The organism is uncultured Enterococcus sp. (assembly GCF_913775425.1).
Lineage (GTDB): Bacteria > Bacillota > Bacilli > Lactobacillales > Enterococcaceae > Enterococcus_G.
In genome coordinates this window covers 1-16027 of record NZ_CAJYIS010000089.1, presented here as the reverse complement: position 1 = coordinate 16027, position 16027 = coordinate 1, and the positions used below count along the sequence as shown (strand labels likewise).

Below are 16027 nucleotides of genomic sequence, written 5' to 3'. Positions count from 1 at the left end.
ATTTATCAGTAAAGAGGTGAAAAAAATGGAACAAGTACTCCATATGCTCCCGCGTGAACGATTAGTCTTATGTGGGGAAGTCCAGTTGACCAATGCAGAATTATTCGCGATTATTTTTAGAAGTGGGAACAAACAAGCTTCAGTCGACGAAATCGTCACGGCATTAATCGAACGATTTCCCACCATGTATGCTTTACGTAATGCTACATTATCTGAATTACAGTCGGTTAAAGGAATCGGTGCTGTTCGTGCTATCGAATTAAAAGCAATCATCGAATTGGGCAGACGGATACACCAAACTGCACAAGTCACGTTTGGAAAGATCACATCAAGTTATGCGATTGCTACAGCATTGATCGAAGAAATGCGAGATCTACGACAAGAACACTTAGTTTGTCTTTATTTGACGACAAAAAATGAAGTGATTGCCAAAGAAACGATCTTTATCGGTTCGTTGAATCAGTCGATTGCACATCCGCGAGAAATTTTTAAAGGTGCTGTCCGTCATAGTGCTGCACGTATCTTATTAGCACATAATCATCCAAGTGGGGATCCACATCCTTCAACGCAAGATGATGAATTTACAAAGCGTATGAAAAAATGTGGGGTATTGATGGGAATCGAACTTTTAGATCATATTATTATTGGAGATCATACGTATTTTAGTTTGAAAGAAGAAGGGATCATTTAGTGCGAATCATTGAAATCCTATTGCAAAAAAACGAATACACGTGTAATATACTAGGTGTAATTTGTTTGCACAAGATATGAAAGCAAGGGTTGTCAGGCCTCTGTCTTACACGAGCAATTTACGCTAATTTTATGCTTTTGCATGAGGAGGTTATTTACATGGAACAAGGTACAGTAAAATGGTTTAATGCAGAAAAAGGTTTTGGTTTTATTACGCGTGAAGACGGTAGCGATGTATTCGTTCACTTTTCAGCAATCCAAAGCGATGGATTTAAAACACTTGAAGAAGGTCAAACTGTAACATTTGACGTTGAAGAATCAGATCGTGGTCCTCAAGCAGCAAATGTTACTAAAGCATAGATCATTGTAGCAAAAAAGCTCATTTCATTATTGAAATGAGCTTTTTTAATTATGCTTTTAATTCGTCTGGGGTCATAATCATCCCTAGGATCATTGGATGACGTTCGGTCTGTTCAAATAAGAACGGTTGTAATGCCGAAGCCATCGCTTCTTTTAATTTATGCTCTGTGCAATCAGCTTGACGTAGCGCTTCACGTAGAGCGCGGAATAAAATCGTTTGGCCTTCATTGATCATTTCACCTGATTCACGCATATAGACAAATCCACGAGATAAAATTTCAGGTCCAGCTAAAATTTCTTTTTTCGCAATATCGACAGTTGCAACGGCTAAAACCAATCCTTCTTCAGAGAGGATGCGGCGATCGCGTAACACAACATTTCCGATATCTCCGATACCATTTCCATCGACATAAACATCGCTTGCGTTAAAGTGACCAGCAAGGCGTGCACTATCTGCCGTCAAAGCAAGCATGTCGCCATTTTCCATAATAAAACAATTTTCTTTTGGGACACCAGTTGCTTGGGCTAACTTGGTGTGGATTTTTAACATTCTAAATTCTCCATGAACGGGCATAAAGAATTTAGGTTTCATTAAGCGCAACATCAATTTTTGCTCTTCTTGACCACCGTGACCTGAAGTATGGATGTTGTTTAGCTTTCCATGGATCACATGTGCTCCTGATTCAAGCAATAAGTTGATCAAATGATTCACACTTGTTGTATTTCCAGGAATAGGTGAACTTGAAAAGATGACCGTATCATCTGGATGAATTTGGATCTGACGATGCGTACCATTGGCGATACGACTAAGTGCAGCCATTGGTTCACCTTGAGATCCGGTACAAAGGATCATCGTTTCATTTGCAGGTAAACGATTGAGTTCGTGTGCATCAACAAACGTGCCTTTAGGGACATTGATATAGCCTAAACGTTGCCCATTGACGATAGCATTTTCCATACTACGACCAAAGACAGCGATTTTACGGCCTGTCGCAACGGCCGCATCAGCAGCTTGTTGCAAGCGAAAGATATTCGAGGCAAAACTGGCAAAGATAATACGACCTTCAACTTTTTCAAAAATCTTGATGATCGAAGAACCGATTGTTTTTTCAGATTTTGTAAAGGTTGGAATCTCAGCATTGGTACTATCTGAAAGTAAACACAACACGCCTTCTTCACCGATACGCGCCATTTTGTGCAAGTTTGCTGGCTCGCCCACAGGTGTAAAATCGAATTTAAAGTCACCTGTTGCGACGATATTTCCAGAAGGTGTTTTGACAACGACACCTAAAGCGTCAGGAATACTATGTGTCGTTCTAAAGAAACTAACTGAAGTTTTTCTAAAACGAATCACAGTATCTTCATTGATCTCGTGTAACGTTGCATCACGCAACAAGCCATGTTCGTCTAATTTATTGGTGATCAAAGCCAAAGCAAGTGGCCCAGCATAAATCGGGATATTGGCTTGACGTAATAGAAAAGGGATTCCACCGATATGATCTTCATGACCGTGAGTGATCACCAATCCTTTTACTTTTTGGATATTTTGTACGATATAACTATAATCCGAAATAACATAATCGATTCCTAGAAGCTCGTCTTCTGGAAATTTGATCCCTGCATCGATAATGATAATTTCATCTTGAAATTGAACCCCATAGCAGTTCTTCCCAATCTCACCTAGTCCACCGATACCAAATACGCCAGTCTCATTATTTTTTAGTGAGACTTTCATTTTAAAACTCCTTAAGTTGGAAATCAGTGTTTTCTTTTTCGTATTCTAAATGATTGCCATCTAGTAATTGTACGAATTCGATGTTGTATGGGGTATTTTCTTCAACAAGTTGACGTGCGATAACGTCTGAATCTGCTTCGATATAAAGCGTTTGTGTTTGCTCTCTCTTTGGGTTTCTTTCTTTTGTCTCTTGGTAATAAACTTTATAAATCATAATATGAACTCCTTTATCTGCGTCATGCAGTTGTTTAATTTGGGGACGTGATTTAGTCAACACAAAATAAGGTCTAAGGGACCTAGAATTTACACGATACTTGTTTTAAACACGGATGTCTAAAACAAGAGAAAGCCTTGTCTTCGCCTTCATATTGTTTGCTAAATTCGTTCAACCGGATACTAGGATAAGTTTATCCTATACGTATCCATATTTTAGCATAAAAAGAAAAATAAGTATAGAAAGCAACTAAACTCTTTGGTCTAGCTCAAAGTTTTCTTTCAAAAATGACTGTGCTATAGTAAGAAGGAACTGTTATAAAGGAGGGAATTCGTAGTGAAAGTCATGTGGCGCTACACGAAAGCGTACAAAGGATTGTTAGGTGTGAACTTCATTTGTGCGTTTGGGTTTATTTTGATCGAATTAGGATTACCCACACTACTTGCGCAAATGATCGACGTCGGTTTACGACAAAATGATTTTGCGTATGTCCAGAAAATGGGTTGGTGGATGTTGGGGATTGTGATTGTTGGAGTATGTATGAATATTGGATTAGGAATCTCGACAGCAAGAATCACATCCAATATTACAGCAGATATTCGTAATGAATTGTTTCAAAAAACGCAAACCTATTCACATTATGAATACGAGCGTTTTGGAGTATCCTCATTGATTACGCGAGTGACCAATGATGCCTATCAAATCATGTTGTTCTTGCAAAGTACGTTAAGAATGGGTTTAGTTACACCGATCATGTTTATTTCTAGTTTGGTACTTGTTTTTAAAACGAGTGCTTCATTGGGCTGGTATGTTTTTGGAGCATTGCCCTTTTTATTAGTTGGGATTGTGATCATTGCGAAGATCTCAGATCCTTTATCTGTTAAGCAGCAAAAAAACTTAGATAAAGTCAATGCGACACTGCGTGAGACACTATCTGGGTTGCGTGTGATCCGTGCGTTCGTCAATGAACCTTTTGAAGAAAAGCGATTTGCTGCGATCAATCAAGAATACACACAAAGTTCTAAGCGTTTATTTCGGATTATGGCAATCACGCAACCAGCGTTTTTCTTTTTATTTAATACGGTGATGGTCTTGATTATTTGGCAAGGAAGTATTCAAATCAATGCGGGCGATTTAGAAGTCGGAAATCTAATCGCATTTATTGAGTATATTTTTCATGCACTATTTTCATTTATGCTCTTTGCGACCGTGTTTATGATGTATCCTAGAGCAGCTGTTTCTGCTAACCGAATCGAAGAAGCCCTACAGGCGACACCGACGATTCAAAGTCCTGAAAATGGGATTAAAGAGACAACAACTAAAGGAGAGATCGCTTTTGAACGCGTGACGTTTGCGTATCCAGGAGACAGTGAATCGCCAGTGATCAGAGATGTATCGTTTGACGCACATCCAGGACAAACAGTAGCTTTTATCGGCAGTACCGGAAGTGGAAAATCGACATTGATTCAATTATTGCCACGCTTTTTTGATCCGACCCATGGGAAAGTCTTGATTGATGGCTATGAAACATCTGCTTATGATTTAGCTTACTTGCGTCAAAAAATCGGCTATATTCCACAAAAAGCGTTACTGTTTACTGGAACGATTGCAGAAAACTTGCGTTACGGTAAATCAGATGCTACTGACGACGAAATCTATCGTGCGTTAGAGATCGCGCAGGCCACCGAATTTGTTTCACGTTTACCTGAAGGGATCGATACAAAAATTTCTGAAGGTGGCTCGAATCTATCTGGCGGACAAAAACAACGTTTGGCGATCGCCCGGGCAGTTATTCGTCAACCAGAAATCTATATTTTTGACGATAGTTTTTCAGCATTAGATTATAAAACAGATGCGGCCTTACGTGAAGCGTTACGACCAGTCACAACAGATGCGACGGTCTTGATCGTAGCTCAACGTGTGGGAACGATTCGTCAAGCAGATCAAATCATCGTTTTGAATGAAGGAAATGTTGTAGGTATCGGCACACATGAAGAATTATTGGCTTCATGTTCGATTTATTACGATATTGCATCCTCACAATTAAGCGAGGAGGAATTACGCAAATGAAACAATTAACAGCACTTTTTCGCATTACGGCTTATTTAAAGCCTTACAAGATTCGATTTTTTATCGTCTTGTTGTTGACGTTTGCTAGTGCAGCGTTTAATGGGATCTTACCTTACGTGATCGGATTGCCTACTACGAAAATCGCTCAAGATTTGACCAAAGGAAATCCTGTCGATTTTGCTTATATCAAACAAACCTTATTTTGGATTTTAGTTGTTGGCTTTTCTTATGGGATTTGTCAATTATTAGCCGGTGTGATGATGACCAATGTCGTGCAATCGACGATGCGAGATTTACGTCATGATATCGAACAAAAAATCAATCGGTTACCTATGTCTTATTTTGATAGTCAAAAGCAAGGAGATATCTTATCTCGTGTGACCAACGACGTCGATGCTTTAAGTGGTGCGATGCAACAAGCGTTGATTGGGATATTTTCAGCGATTTTAAGTATTGTGTTTGCAGTAGCGTTGATGTTTTATATCAATGTCTTTATGGCAATCGTCAGTTTGATTATGATTCCGGTTTCGTATTTTATTTCGCGATTTATTGTTAAAAAATCACAAGTCTATTTCAATCGAATGCAAAATGCGCTAGGATCCATGAATGGTTTTGTCCAAGAAAATATGACGGGCTTTAGCGTCTTAAAAATGTATGGACGTGAACAAGAAACAGTCACAGAGTTCCATGAAGTCAATGGGAAATTACGGCAATTTGGGTTTAAAGCAACCGTAATCTCGGGCTTGATGATGCCTTTTGTGCAACTGACTTCTTATTTGACTTATGTCGTAATGGCAGTATTGGGAATGTATTATGTCATCGCTGGCGTATTGGTCGTCGGACAATTACAAGCGTTTATCCAATATATTTGGCAAGTCAGTCAGCCTCTAGGCAATATCACACAATTGTCTGCATTGTTACAAAGTGCTTCGGCAGCGTCAAAACGCGTATTTGGCTTTTTAGATGAAGTGGAAGAATCTACAGCTGGTGAAGACAATCAGTTGCCTCAAACAATTACTGGAGCTGTTAGTTTTGAAGATGTTTCGTTTTCCTATCATCCTGACAAACCATTGATCAAACATTTCAATCTAGAGGTTAAAGCCGGACAAACAGTAGCGATCGTCGGACCTACAGGTGCTGGGAAAACAACATTGATCAATTTATTGATGCGTTTTTATGATGTTGACTCAGGTGCAATCAAGATCGATGGTGTCGATACGAAGACTGTTTCAAGGCAAGCTGTCAGACAACAATTTGGAATGGTCTTACAAGATGCTTGGTTGTATGAAGGGACAATTGCAGATAACATTCGTTTTGGCCGTCTTGATGCATCCGATTATGAAATTGTAGACGCGGCCAAGGCAGCCAATGTCGATCATTTTATTCGTACGATGCCAAATGGCTATGAAATGGTCATCAACGCTGAAGGAGAAAATGTTTCTTTAGGCCAAAAACAATTGCTCACGATTGCTAGAGCGATTTTAGCAGATCCCAAAATCTTGATTTTAGACGAAGCGACGAGTTCAGTCGATACGCGTTTAGAGCAACTGATCCAACGTGCGATGGAAAAAATCATGACAGGGAGAACGAGTTTTGTGATTGCCCATCGCTTGTCAACGATTCGAGAAGCTGATTTGATTTTAGTATTAGATCAAGGGTCCATTGTCGAACAAGGAACTCATGAAAGCTTGTTGGCTAAAGGAGGATTTTATAGCAATCTTTACAATAGTCAATTTGCAGAAGAATAGAAAGCGAGGAAATCAAATGAGTTTTATTGCAGAAGGAGCGATCGTCGTAGGTGATGTGACGTTAGGCGAGCACAGTAGCGTATGGTTTCACAGCGTACTTCGTGGTGACGTGGCACCAATTGTGATCAAAGATCGTTCGAATATCCAAGATGGAACGATTATCCATGTCGGATATGATCAGCCTACAATTGTAGAAGAAGACGTCACGATCGGCCATCAATGCATGCTCCATGGATGTCATATCAAACGTGGCGCATTGATTGGGATGAGTTCGATCATCTTAGATGGTGCTGTAATTGGGGAAAATAGCTTGATCGGCGCAGGTTCTTTAGTGACAAAAGGGACCGTTATTCCTGAAAATTCACTCGCATTTGGTCGTCCAGCAAAAGTCATTCGCCCACTGACAAAAGAAGAGATTCAGGCAAATCACGAAAACACAGCGCATTATGTGACATTAGCCAAAGAATTTCAATCGGGCCGTTATATTAAACAAACGTAAAAAAGAGGGGGATGACAGATTTCTGTCATCCCCCTAAAAAAGGAATACATGATGTGTTCGCAATCACGCTTTCAAAAACAAGCCGAATCATTACTGAAATAGGGGAACCTATTGTCGGAAATGGTTCGGCTTGTTTTAGAGTTGCGCAGCTGTCACAGCCTCTTTTTATTTTTTATTTACTAAAATTTCATCGATCAGACCATATTCTTTCGCTTCAGTAGCGGTCATGAAATTATCGCGGTCAGTATCTTTTTCAATGACTTCGATTGGTTGGCCTGTGCGTTCAGCTAAAATGCTGTTTAAGCGTTCGCGTGTTTTTAAAATGTGGCGTGCTGCAATTTCGATCTCAGTTGCTTGACCTTGAGCGCCACCTAATGGTTGGTGGATCATAATTTCAGCATTTGGCAAAGCAAAACGTTTGCCTTTTGTACCTGCCGTTAATAAGAAGCTCCCCATTGACGCAGCCATTCCCATTACAATGGTTTGCACATCTGCTTTTACAAAGTTCATCGTATCGTAAATCGCAAGGCCTGCGGTAACACTACCACCAGGAGAGTTGATATACAAGTAGATGTCTTTTTCAGAATCTTGTGCATCTAAAAATAGTAACTGTGAAATAATAGAGTTGGCTAAGTCATCTGTTACTTGTCCACTTAACATGATGATTCGGTCTTTTAATAGACGTGAGTAAATGTCATAAGCGCGTTCGCCTCTTGATGATTGTTCAATAACTGTAGGGATTAAATTCATTGAAAAATCCTCCTTTAATAGAATGAAATTAGTTTAACACAAATTAGGGTGAAAACCTAAGAGTAAGTATACACACAAGGTCAATAAAGGTCAAATGAAAAAACCTGCGTAAACTTCGTGTCAAATTCCTAAAAAAATGCTAGAATAAGAAGAGAAGTTGAGGAGGATTTGTAGATGATAGCTTTTATTATGGGAATTATCGGCGTGTTCGTAGGTGCAGGGATCGTCACATTTACCTTTAATTTACGAATCCGTTACGATGAGCGTAAAGAAAAACGTCAACGCGAGCTTGACCATCGAATTCGCGAAATCGAAACATTAGTCTTATTAAATAAAAAAATCAATGAGATTTTAGAAAAACGTATGGTAATGATGGATAAATATCTTAGTTTTGATGCGTTTGACGATTGCTATATTTCAGTTGATGATTATATTTACTTGCAGTCATTTACAGCACAAAACAGTTTTTATTTACCAAATTATTTTGTTGAAGAATTTTTCAAAAAGATTGCAACGCGTAAAGTTGTATTATCGCCTGAAGAAACCGTTCAATATGGTGGATATGCATTTAAAGGTGGCCGAATGTTGATGGAAAGTTTTTCTGATGAGATCAAAGAAATGATCTACGAACGAAAAAATCAAGTACAACAAATGACGGATCAACCGTATACGTATTTTTCAAAACCATTATAGTCGATTCGTTTAAGGCTGATCTGTACATGTGCAGATCAGCTTTATTCGTTTCTAAAAACGAGAAAAGGAAGAAGCATGTGGAGAAAGTTATAGTGATCGCTGGTCCGACAGCCGTCGGAAAAACAGCACTTAGTATTCAACTAGCACGAGCGTTAAATGGTGAAATCATTAGTGGCGATTCGATGCAAGTATATCGTAAATTAGATATTGGGACAGCTAAAGTAACACCAGAAGAAATGGATGGAGTGCCACATTATTTGATCGATATTTGTGAGTGGAGCGAACGTTATTCGGTCGCTGAATTTCAACAACACGCACGGCAAAAAATTACAGAAATCACCCAAAAAGGTAAACTCCCAATCGTCGTTGGGGGTACAGGTCTTTATATTCAAGCGCTCTTATACGATTTTAAGCTAGGAAATGAGGGGGAGGTCACACCTGAACAAGTACAAATCAAGCAAGAATTGGCTCAATTAGAACGTACTTGTTCGAAAGAAGAACTTTGGCAACGATTGGCTGCTTGTGATCCATTAGCTGCTGATGCGATTCATGTGAACAATACACGAAAAGTGTTGCGCGCACTAGAGGTATTTTTAGTAACTGGCAAAAGTATCTTGACGCCTACTCAAAAACCACAAGCGCTATATGATTATTATTTGATTGGATTGACAACTGAGCGGGATGTCTTGTATGAACGAATCAATCAACGAGTGGAGTGGATGATCAAACAAGGTTTAGAAGAAGAAGCTCGTAGTTTGCTAGCACAAAGAGAAGCCCACGCTTGGCAAGGGATCGGTTATAAAGAGTTTTTACCTTATTTTGATGGACAACAAAGTCTAACTGAAACGATCGAATCGATCCAACTGGCTTCTAGAAGATACGCTAAACGTCAATTGACGTGGTTTCGTAACCGGCTGTCCGCACATTGGTTTGATTTGGTGACACATCCACAAGAGTATGACAAATTGTTAGATGAACTAAAGAATTGGCTGGAGGAAACGATATGAAAGAAGAACGTGTCTTGATCATTGGTGTCGAAACAGAAGAAAATTATCGAACATTTGATTCGTCGCTTGCAGAGATGAACCAATTAGTCCAAGCAGCACACGGGGAAGTAGTCGATATTTTGCAACAAAAACGACCTGTCGTAAATCGTCAAACGATCGTAGGGAAAGGCAAACTTGCTGAGATCGCTTTAGCAGTAGATGCACAAGAAATCGATGTTGTGATCTTTAATCACGAACTTACCCCTAGACAACATCAAACACTATCTGATCGATTAGGAGTATTAGTGATTGATCGTGTGCAATTGATTTTAGATATTTTTGCCTTGCGCGCGCGCTCTAAAGAAGGAAAATTACAAGTCGAATTGGCGCAGTTGAATTATTTGCTGCCTCGTCTGGTAGGTCAAGGGGCTGCGATGTCCCGTCTAGGTGCTGGGATTGGAACTAGAGGTCCTGGAGAAACGAAGTTAGAAACAGATCGTCGTCATATCCGCAATCGTATGACGAAAGTCAAACGAGAGTTAAAGGAATTAGCAGCTCATCGCGAACGAACGCGCGAAAAACGTCGCCAAAGTCATCAAATCCAAGTTGGATTGATTGGCTATACCAATGCTGGGAAATCTACATTACTAAATCGACTGACCGATGCTAAGACATTTGAAAAAGATCAATTGTTTGCTACGCTAGACCCCTTAACTAAAAAGTGGCGCTTGCCAGAAGGTTTGATGGTCACATTGACAGATACCGTTGGGTTTATGCAAGATCTGCCAACACAATTGATCGATGCCTTTCATTCGACTTTAGAGGAAAGTCGCGAGATGGATCTGTTGCTTCATGTCGTAGATGCATCAGCTGAAGATCGACAAATTCAAGAAAAGACTGTCGTGAATCTGATGAAGGAGTTGGATTTAGCGCATATTCCGGTTTTAACTGTCTATAATAAAGCAGATAAACTTGATCTTGCACAATTTGTGCCGACCTTATTCCCGAATGTCTTGGTCTCTGCTCGTGACGAATCGAGTACAGTACAAGTGGCTCGTGGAGTGAAGCAAGTGATTATGGAACAATTCGAACCTTACGCGTTAAATCTAACGGATCAAGAAGCCTATCGCATTGCGCTATTAGAACGACAAACATTAGTGGTTGCCAAAGAATATGATGAAACGTTAGGCCAATACCAGATAAAAGGCTTTGTTGCTCCTGAAAATCGTTCTGATGTTAGTTATTCTGACATGGAATCTTGACACTGTTTTCAACAATTGATATAGTTTGAACTAGAAAGACAGTTAGAGAAAGGAAGTGCGGATAATGCGCGAAAAAGAACTTCGACGTTCGATGTCGGTTTTTCCGATTGGGACCGTTATGAAATTAACAGATTTAACCGCTCGTCAAATTCGTTATTATGAAGAGCAAGAATTGATTCATCCTGAAAGAAGCGAAGGCAATCGTCGCATGTATTCGTTAAATGATATCGATGTATTACTTGAGATCAAAGACTATTTATCAGATGGCTTAAATATGGCTGGAATCAAACGTGTCTATGAAATGAAAAAAGAAGAAGAAGAAGCAATCAAACATAAAAAATCGCTAACAGATAACGATGTTCGTCGGATTTTTTACGATGAAATCTTATCTCAAGGTGGGTTATCTGGTGGCTTAAATCAGCAAAACCCTTATCTACAGCGTGGACCAAAACGGTAAAACAAGAAAGTAAAGGATGGCTAGCATGTCAAAGCAAGTACACACCGCAACAAGTATCAAACAATCTATCCAAGAAGAAAACGTCCGATTTCTTCGTCTGATGTTCACGGATATCATGGGTACGATCAAAAATGTCGAAGTTCCGGTTTCGCAAGTAGATAAAGTCTTACAAAATAAAATGATGTTTGATGGTTCTTCCATTGAAGGATTTGTTCGTATTGAAGAAAGCGATATGTATCTCTATCCAGATCTAAACAGCTGGTTGGTTTTTCCTTGGGAGAGCGAGCATGGAAAAGTCGCTCGTTTAATTTGCGATATTTATAATCCTGATGGAACACCTTTTGCAGGAGATCCACGTGGGAATCTAAAGCGTGTCTTACAACAAATGCAAGAAATGGGGTTTAGTGCCTTTAATTTAGGACCTGAACCTGAATTTTTCTTATTTCAATTGGCACAAAATGGTGAAGTGACAACTGAATTAAACGATCATGGTGGATATTTTGATTTTGCACCCACTGATCTGGGAGAAAATTGCCGTCGTGATATCGTCCTTGAATTAGAACGTCTCGGCTTTGAAGTCGAAGCCTCACATCATGAAGTGGCACCAGGACAACATGAGATCGATTTTAAATATGCGGATGCCATTGAGGCGTGTGACAATATTCAAACCTTTAAATTGGTGGTCAAAACGATTGCTAGACAACATGGGTTACATGCGACCTTTATGCCAAAACCGGTTTTTGGAATCAGTGGCTCTGGTATGCATTGCAACTTGTCGCTATTTAAAGAGGGGCAAAATGCTTTTTATGATGAAACGACAAAAGATGGATTAAGCCAAACCGCATATCACTTTTTAGCTGGATTATTGGAACATGCAGCAGCATATACGGCGATTTGTAATCCAACAGTCAATTCGTATAAACGTTTGATGCCAGGCTTTGAAGCTCCCGTCTATATTGCATGGTCTAGTCGGAATCGTTCACCGCTAGTTCGTGTACCTGCTTCACGAGGGATTTCGACACGACTAGAAGTCCGTTCCGTTGATCCATCGGCCAATCCATATTTAGCGATTGCGACACTATTGCAAGCAGGATTGGACGGGATTTTCCATCAAATGACGCCGCCAGCACCGGTGGATCGTAATATTTACGTCATGAATGCGAAAGAACGATCAAAAATGAATATTTTTGATCTGCCAGCCACATTAAATAGTGCATTGCGAGCATTGGCAAGTGACCGCGTCATCATCGATGCGCTAGGTTCACACATTTATGCTAACTTTGTTAGTGCGAAGCAGATGGAGTGGGCAGCATTTCGCCAAAGTGTGTCACAGTGGGAACGCGATCAGTATTTGGAATTATTTTAAAATTGGATGGAGAAAAAAACAACCAATTGGTTGTTTTTTTTTATTTGAATTTCCGTTATGATAGCTAAAAACGTAAAGGAGTGAGTCAATGCCTGTAAAAGTGTTAACGATTGGTGGATCTGATCCTTACGCTGGTGGTGGTATCCAGGCGGATTTGGCGACGTATCATGCGTATCAAGTATTTGGTATGAGCGTGTTGACTTCGATTGTTACAAATGTCGATCAACGATTTAGTATTAAAGCACTTGACGATCAGTTGTTTCAAGCGCAACTTGCTTCTTTAAATGAAGTCCAATTTGACGCCATTAAGATCGGTTTGCTTGTTTCTAAAGCACAAGTTCAATCCGTTCGCGCATTTTTAGCGCACCATGTAGAAGCGCATGTCGTACTCGATCCAGTATTTGCCTTAAAAGAAACTGACGAACGGAGTAATGGATCGTTGAGTACCTATTTGATGGAACAATTAAGTCCATTTAGTACGGTTTGTACACCTAATGTAGCTGAAGCTGTGACGCTCGTAAACAGTCCATTTCCACAAACGCAACATGCTTTATCCAAATTGGCCACGCATTTGGTTGAACAGTACGATACTTCATTTTGTGTTAAAGGTGGTTTACGTTTTTCACAAGAAGAAGCGATCGATTATCTAGCAACAAAACATGAATTGATCAAATTTAGCGAGACCATTCAAGTAAAGCAGATCGTTAATGGTTCCGGGTGTACATTTGCCAGTGCGATTGCGGCAAATTTAGCAGTAGGTCATTCCTTAGAAAAAGCTGTGCACGATGCGAAACAGTTTGTGACAACTAGTATTTTAAATCAAGTATTTGTAACACCACAATTTGCCAGTATTTGGCCTAAAGGGGGCAACTTAGAGTGAGACAACTTACACGTTATGCGTTACTGAGCGCCATGATCGTCGTCATTTCATTATTTTTCATTATTCCTATTCCAGCTACTGGAGGATTTGTGAATTTATCAGATGCCGGAATTTATGCAGTCGCCTTATTATTTGGTCCGCAAGCTGGTTTGATTGTTGGCGGATTGAGTGGTGGATTGATCGATTTATTTTCCGGATATCCACAATGGATCTTATTTTCAGTCATCATTCATGGCCTGCAAGGGTATGTGGTCGGGCGTTTTATGCAAAAGAATACAAGCTATCAAGTAATCGGCTTAGCTTGCGGTGCAGTGATTTTGATCGTAGGCTATGCTTTAGCAACGACTATTTTATACGGAAGTGCGGCTGGAGTCGCGTCACTTTTAGGTAATGTAATCCAAAGTATAGTCGGTATCGTGCTCGGTTTACCTTTGTTAAAGGTGTTATCACGTGCATTTGCGTACAGTTATTCAAAAAAGGAGCATAAAAATGGATAAATTAGAAGTAACAAAAAACGTGACAACTTTAGTTGAAGAAGTACTTCAAGCAGGTTCACTAACTGCAGGGAATCTATTTGTATTGGGCTGTTCTACTAGTGAAGTAACTGGAGGTGTGATTGGAAAGCACTCGAGTAAAGAAGTCGGCGAATGGATCATTGAAGCCATTTTAGCAGTGTTAAAACCAAAAGGCATTTTTCTAGCCGTTCAAGGATGTGAGCATTTAAATCGTGCGTTAGTTGTCGAAGAAGAATACGCCGAAGCACATGAGTTGAGTATCGTCTCAGTCGTGCCACAATTACATGCTGGAGGGGCGTGCTCTGTTGCGGCATTTGAGCAATTTACACATCCAGTTGAAGTCGAACATGTGGTTGCGAAAGCGGGTATCGATATTGGCGATACGGCAATCGGGATGCACGTCAAACACGTACAAGTACCATTTCGTCCGTCTATTAAAACAATCGGTTCAGCCCACGTGACGGCATTGACAAGTCGTCCTAAATACATCGGCGGTCCGCGAGCACATTACGCCTAAAAAATTAAAAACTTTTAAATTGACTTTTGGTCGGTGAGAAGGTAATATACTGTTTGGGCACTCTTTGAAAGAGTCAGAAAGTTCGATAGTACATCGCTCCCTATTCCATCAAACGAATAGGGAGCGATCTTTTATTTTTATCGCTTTCACCTGCGAAATATAGAGACAAAGGAGTTTTTCAATTTATGACAAAATATATTTTTGTAACTGGTGGAGTGGTTTCTTCAATCGGTAAAGGGATCGTAGCAGCATCTTTAGGTCGTTTGTTAAAAAATCGTGGCTTAAAAGTAACGATCCAAAAATTTGATCCATACATCAATGTGGATCCAGGAACGATGAGTCCATATCAACATGGAGAAGTTTTTGTAACAGATGATGGCGCGGAAACGGACTTAGACCTTGGTCACTACGAGCGGTTTATTGACATCAATTTGAACAAATATTCAAACGTGACTACAGGTAAAATTTATTCTGAAGTATTACGTAAAGAGCGTAAGGGAGAATACTTAGGTGCAACTGTCCAAGTGATTCCACACATCACAAACGAAATCAAAGAAAAAATCATGCGTGCTGCTACTATGACAGATTCTGATGTGATCATTACGGAAGTTGGTGGAACAGTAGGAGATATCGAGTCATTGCCATTTTTAGAAGCTTTGCGTCAAATGAAAGCTGATGTCGGTTCTGATAATGTCATGTATATCCACACAACTCTATTGCCAATCTTAAAAGCCGCAGGCGAAATGAAAACTAAACCAACGCAACACAGCGTAAAAGAATTACGTGGATTAGGGATTCAACCAAATATCTTAGTCGTGCGTTCAGAAGAACCAGTTTCTCAAGATATCAAGAATAAATTGGCTCAATTTTGTGATGTATCACCAGAAGCAGTGATTGAATCACGTGACGTGGAAACCTTATATTCTATTCCATTAAACTTGCAAGCACAAAAAATGGACCAAATCGTCTGTGATCATTTGAAATTGGATGCACCAGAAGCAGATATGACCGAATGGCGCGAATTGGAACATAAAGTACAAAACTTAAGCAAAAAAGTGACGATCGGTTTAGTTGGGAAATACGTTGAATTACAAGATGCGTATCTTTCAGTAGTCGAATCATTAAAACATGCTGGGTTTGCGTATGATGCGGACATCGATCTAAAATGGATCAAAGCACAAGATTTAACACCAGAAAATATCGATGCAGCGTTAGGTGGTGTCGATGGGATCTTAGTTCCTGGTGGATTTGGCGATCGTGGGATCGAATGGAAGCTTGAAGCAAC

The 16027-nt window shown here is 39.9% G+C and carries 17 protein-coding genes; 14 read left to right on the top strand and 3 right to left on the bottom strand.

What is annotated here, in order from left to right:
- Positions 1-25 precede the first annotated feature (25 nt).
- Together radC and QZ413_RS10120 are read left to right on the top strand one after the other, a co-directional pair.
- Positions 26-691 (top strand): DNA repair protein RadC, encoded by a 666-nt coding sequence (gene radC, locus QZ413_RS10125; protein ID WP_297079876.1) that lies wholly within the window; start codon positions 26-28, stop codon positions 689-691.
- Between the two features lie 158 nt (positions 692-849).
- The gene (locus QZ413_RS10120) at positions 850-1050 is read left to right on the top strand and encodes a cold-shock protein (protein ID WP_297079874.1); all 201 of its coding nucleotides are present in this window, start codon (positions 850-852) and stop codon (positions 1048-1050) included.
- 49 nt (positions 1051-1099) lie between these two features.
- Here the strand turns inward: QZ413_RS10120 and QZ413_RS10115 are convergent, their stop codons facing one another.
- Both QZ413_RS10115 and QZ413_RS10110 read right to left on the bottom strand, forming a co-directional pair.
- Positions 1100-2785, bottom strand: coding sequence for a ribonuclease J1 (locus QZ413_RS10115; RefSeq protein WP_297079872.1), 1686 nt, complete (start codon positions 2783-2785; stop codon positions 1100-1102).
- Position 2786: 1 nt separating this feature from the next.
- A complete protein-coding gene (locus tag QZ413_RS10110) occupies positions 2787-2999 on the bottom strand; it encodes a DNA-directed RNA polymerase subunit epsilon (protein ID WP_297079870.1) in 213 nt (70 codons plus the stop codon).
- A 336-nt stretch (positions 3000-3335) separates the two neighbouring features.
- On the opposite strand from QZ413_RS10110, the gene QZ413_RS10105 reads away from it, so the two are divergent.
- From QZ413_RS10105 to QZ413_RS10095, 3 genes are read left to right on the top strand one after another with little or no spacing between them, the layout of a single operon-like run.
- Complete coding sequence (locus QZ413_RS10105) at positions 3336-5069, top strand: ABC transporter ATP-binding protein (protein ID WP_297079869.1); 1734 nt, start codon at positions 3336-3338, stop codon at positions 5067-5069.
- Positions 5066-6817 carry an ABC transporter ATP-binding protein gene (locus tag QZ413_RS10100; protein ID WP_297079867.1) on the top strand — a complete coding sequence of 584 codons (1752 nt, stop codon included), beginning with the start codon at positions 5066-5068 and terminating at the stop codon, positions 6815-6817. The genes QZ413_RS10105 and QZ413_RS10100 overlap by 4 nt, the downstream gene beginning before the upstream one ends.
- A 16-nt stretch (positions 6818-6833) precedes the next feature.
- Positions 6834-7316 (top strand): gamma carbonic anhydrase family protein, encoded by a 483-nt coding sequence (locus QZ413_RS10095; RefSeq protein ID WP_297079865.1) that lies wholly within the window; start codon positions 6834-6836, stop codon positions 7314-7316.
- Between the two features lie 165 nt (positions 7317-7481).
- Here the strand turns inward: QZ413_RS10095 and clpP are convergent, their stop codons facing one another.
- Positions 7482-8066: an ATP-dependent Clp endopeptidase proteolytic subunit ClpP gene (gene clpP / locus QZ413_RS10090; protein WP_297079863.1), complete on the bottom strand. Its 585-nt coding sequence runs from the start codon at positions 8064-8066 to the stop codon at positions 7482-7484.
- A 174-nt stretch (positions 8067-8240) separates the two neighbouring features.
- Between clpP and QZ413_RS10085 the strand changes: the two genes are divergently transcribed.
- From QZ413_RS10085 to QZ413_RS10045, 9 genes are all read left to right on the top strand, one after another.
- Complete coding sequence (locus QZ413_RS10085; protein WP_297079860.1) at positions 8241-8759, top strand: hypothetical protein; 519 nt, start codon at positions 8241-8243, stop codon at positions 8757-8759.
- Positions 8760-8836: 77 nt separating this feature from the next.
- Positions 8837-9766, top strand: coding sequence for a tRNA (adenosine(37)-N6)-dimethylallyltransferase MiaA (miaA, locus tag QZ413_RS10080; RefSeq protein ID WP_297079858.1), 930 nt, complete (start codon positions 8837-8839; stop codon positions 9764-9766).
- Positions 9763-11007, top strand: a complete 1245-nt coding sequence (hflX, locus tag QZ413_RS10075) for a GTPase HflX (protein WP_297079856.1) — start codon at positions 9763-9765, stop codon at positions 11005-11007. Before miaA ends, hflX begins: the two co-directional genes overlap by 4 nt.
- A 64-nt stretch (positions 11008-11071) precedes the next feature.
- The gene (locus QZ413_RS10070) at positions 11072-11464 is read left to right on the top strand and encodes a MerR family transcriptional regulator (RefSeq protein ID WP_297079854.1); all 393 of its coding nucleotides are present in this window, start codon (positions 11072-11074) and stop codon (positions 11462-11464) included.
- 25 nt (positions 11465-11489) lie between these two features.
- Positions 11490-12830, top strand: a complete 1341-nt coding sequence (gene glnA / locus QZ413_RS10065; RefSeq protein WP_297079852.1) for a type I glutamate--ammonia ligase — start codon at positions 11490-11492, stop codon at positions 12828-12830.
- Positions 12831-12918: 88 nt separating this feature from the next.
- Positions 12919-13710 (top strand): hydroxymethylpyrimidine/phosphomethylpyrimidine kinase, encoded by a 792-nt coding sequence (locus QZ413_RS10060; protein WP_297079850.1) that lies wholly within the window; start codon positions 12919-12921, stop codon positions 13708-13710.
- A gap of 32 nt (positions 13711-13742) precedes the next feature.
- Positions 13743-14207: an ECF transporter S component gene (locus tag QZ413_RS10055; protein ID WP_297079910.1), complete on the top strand. Its 465-nt coding sequence runs from the start codon at positions 13743-13745 to the stop codon at positions 14205-14207.
- Entirely contained in the window at positions 14200-14742 is a 543-nt protein-coding gene (locus tag QZ413_RS10050; protein WP_297079849.1) for a TIGR01440 family protein, read from the top strand. The genes QZ413_RS10055 and QZ413_RS10050 overlap by 8 nt, the downstream gene beginning before the upstream one ends.
- Positions 14743-14927: 185 nt before the next feature.
- Positions 14928-16027, top strand: a 1100-nt coding sequence (locus QZ413_RS10045; protein WP_297079848.1) for a CTP synthase, incomplete at its 3' end; no start/stop codon positions are given.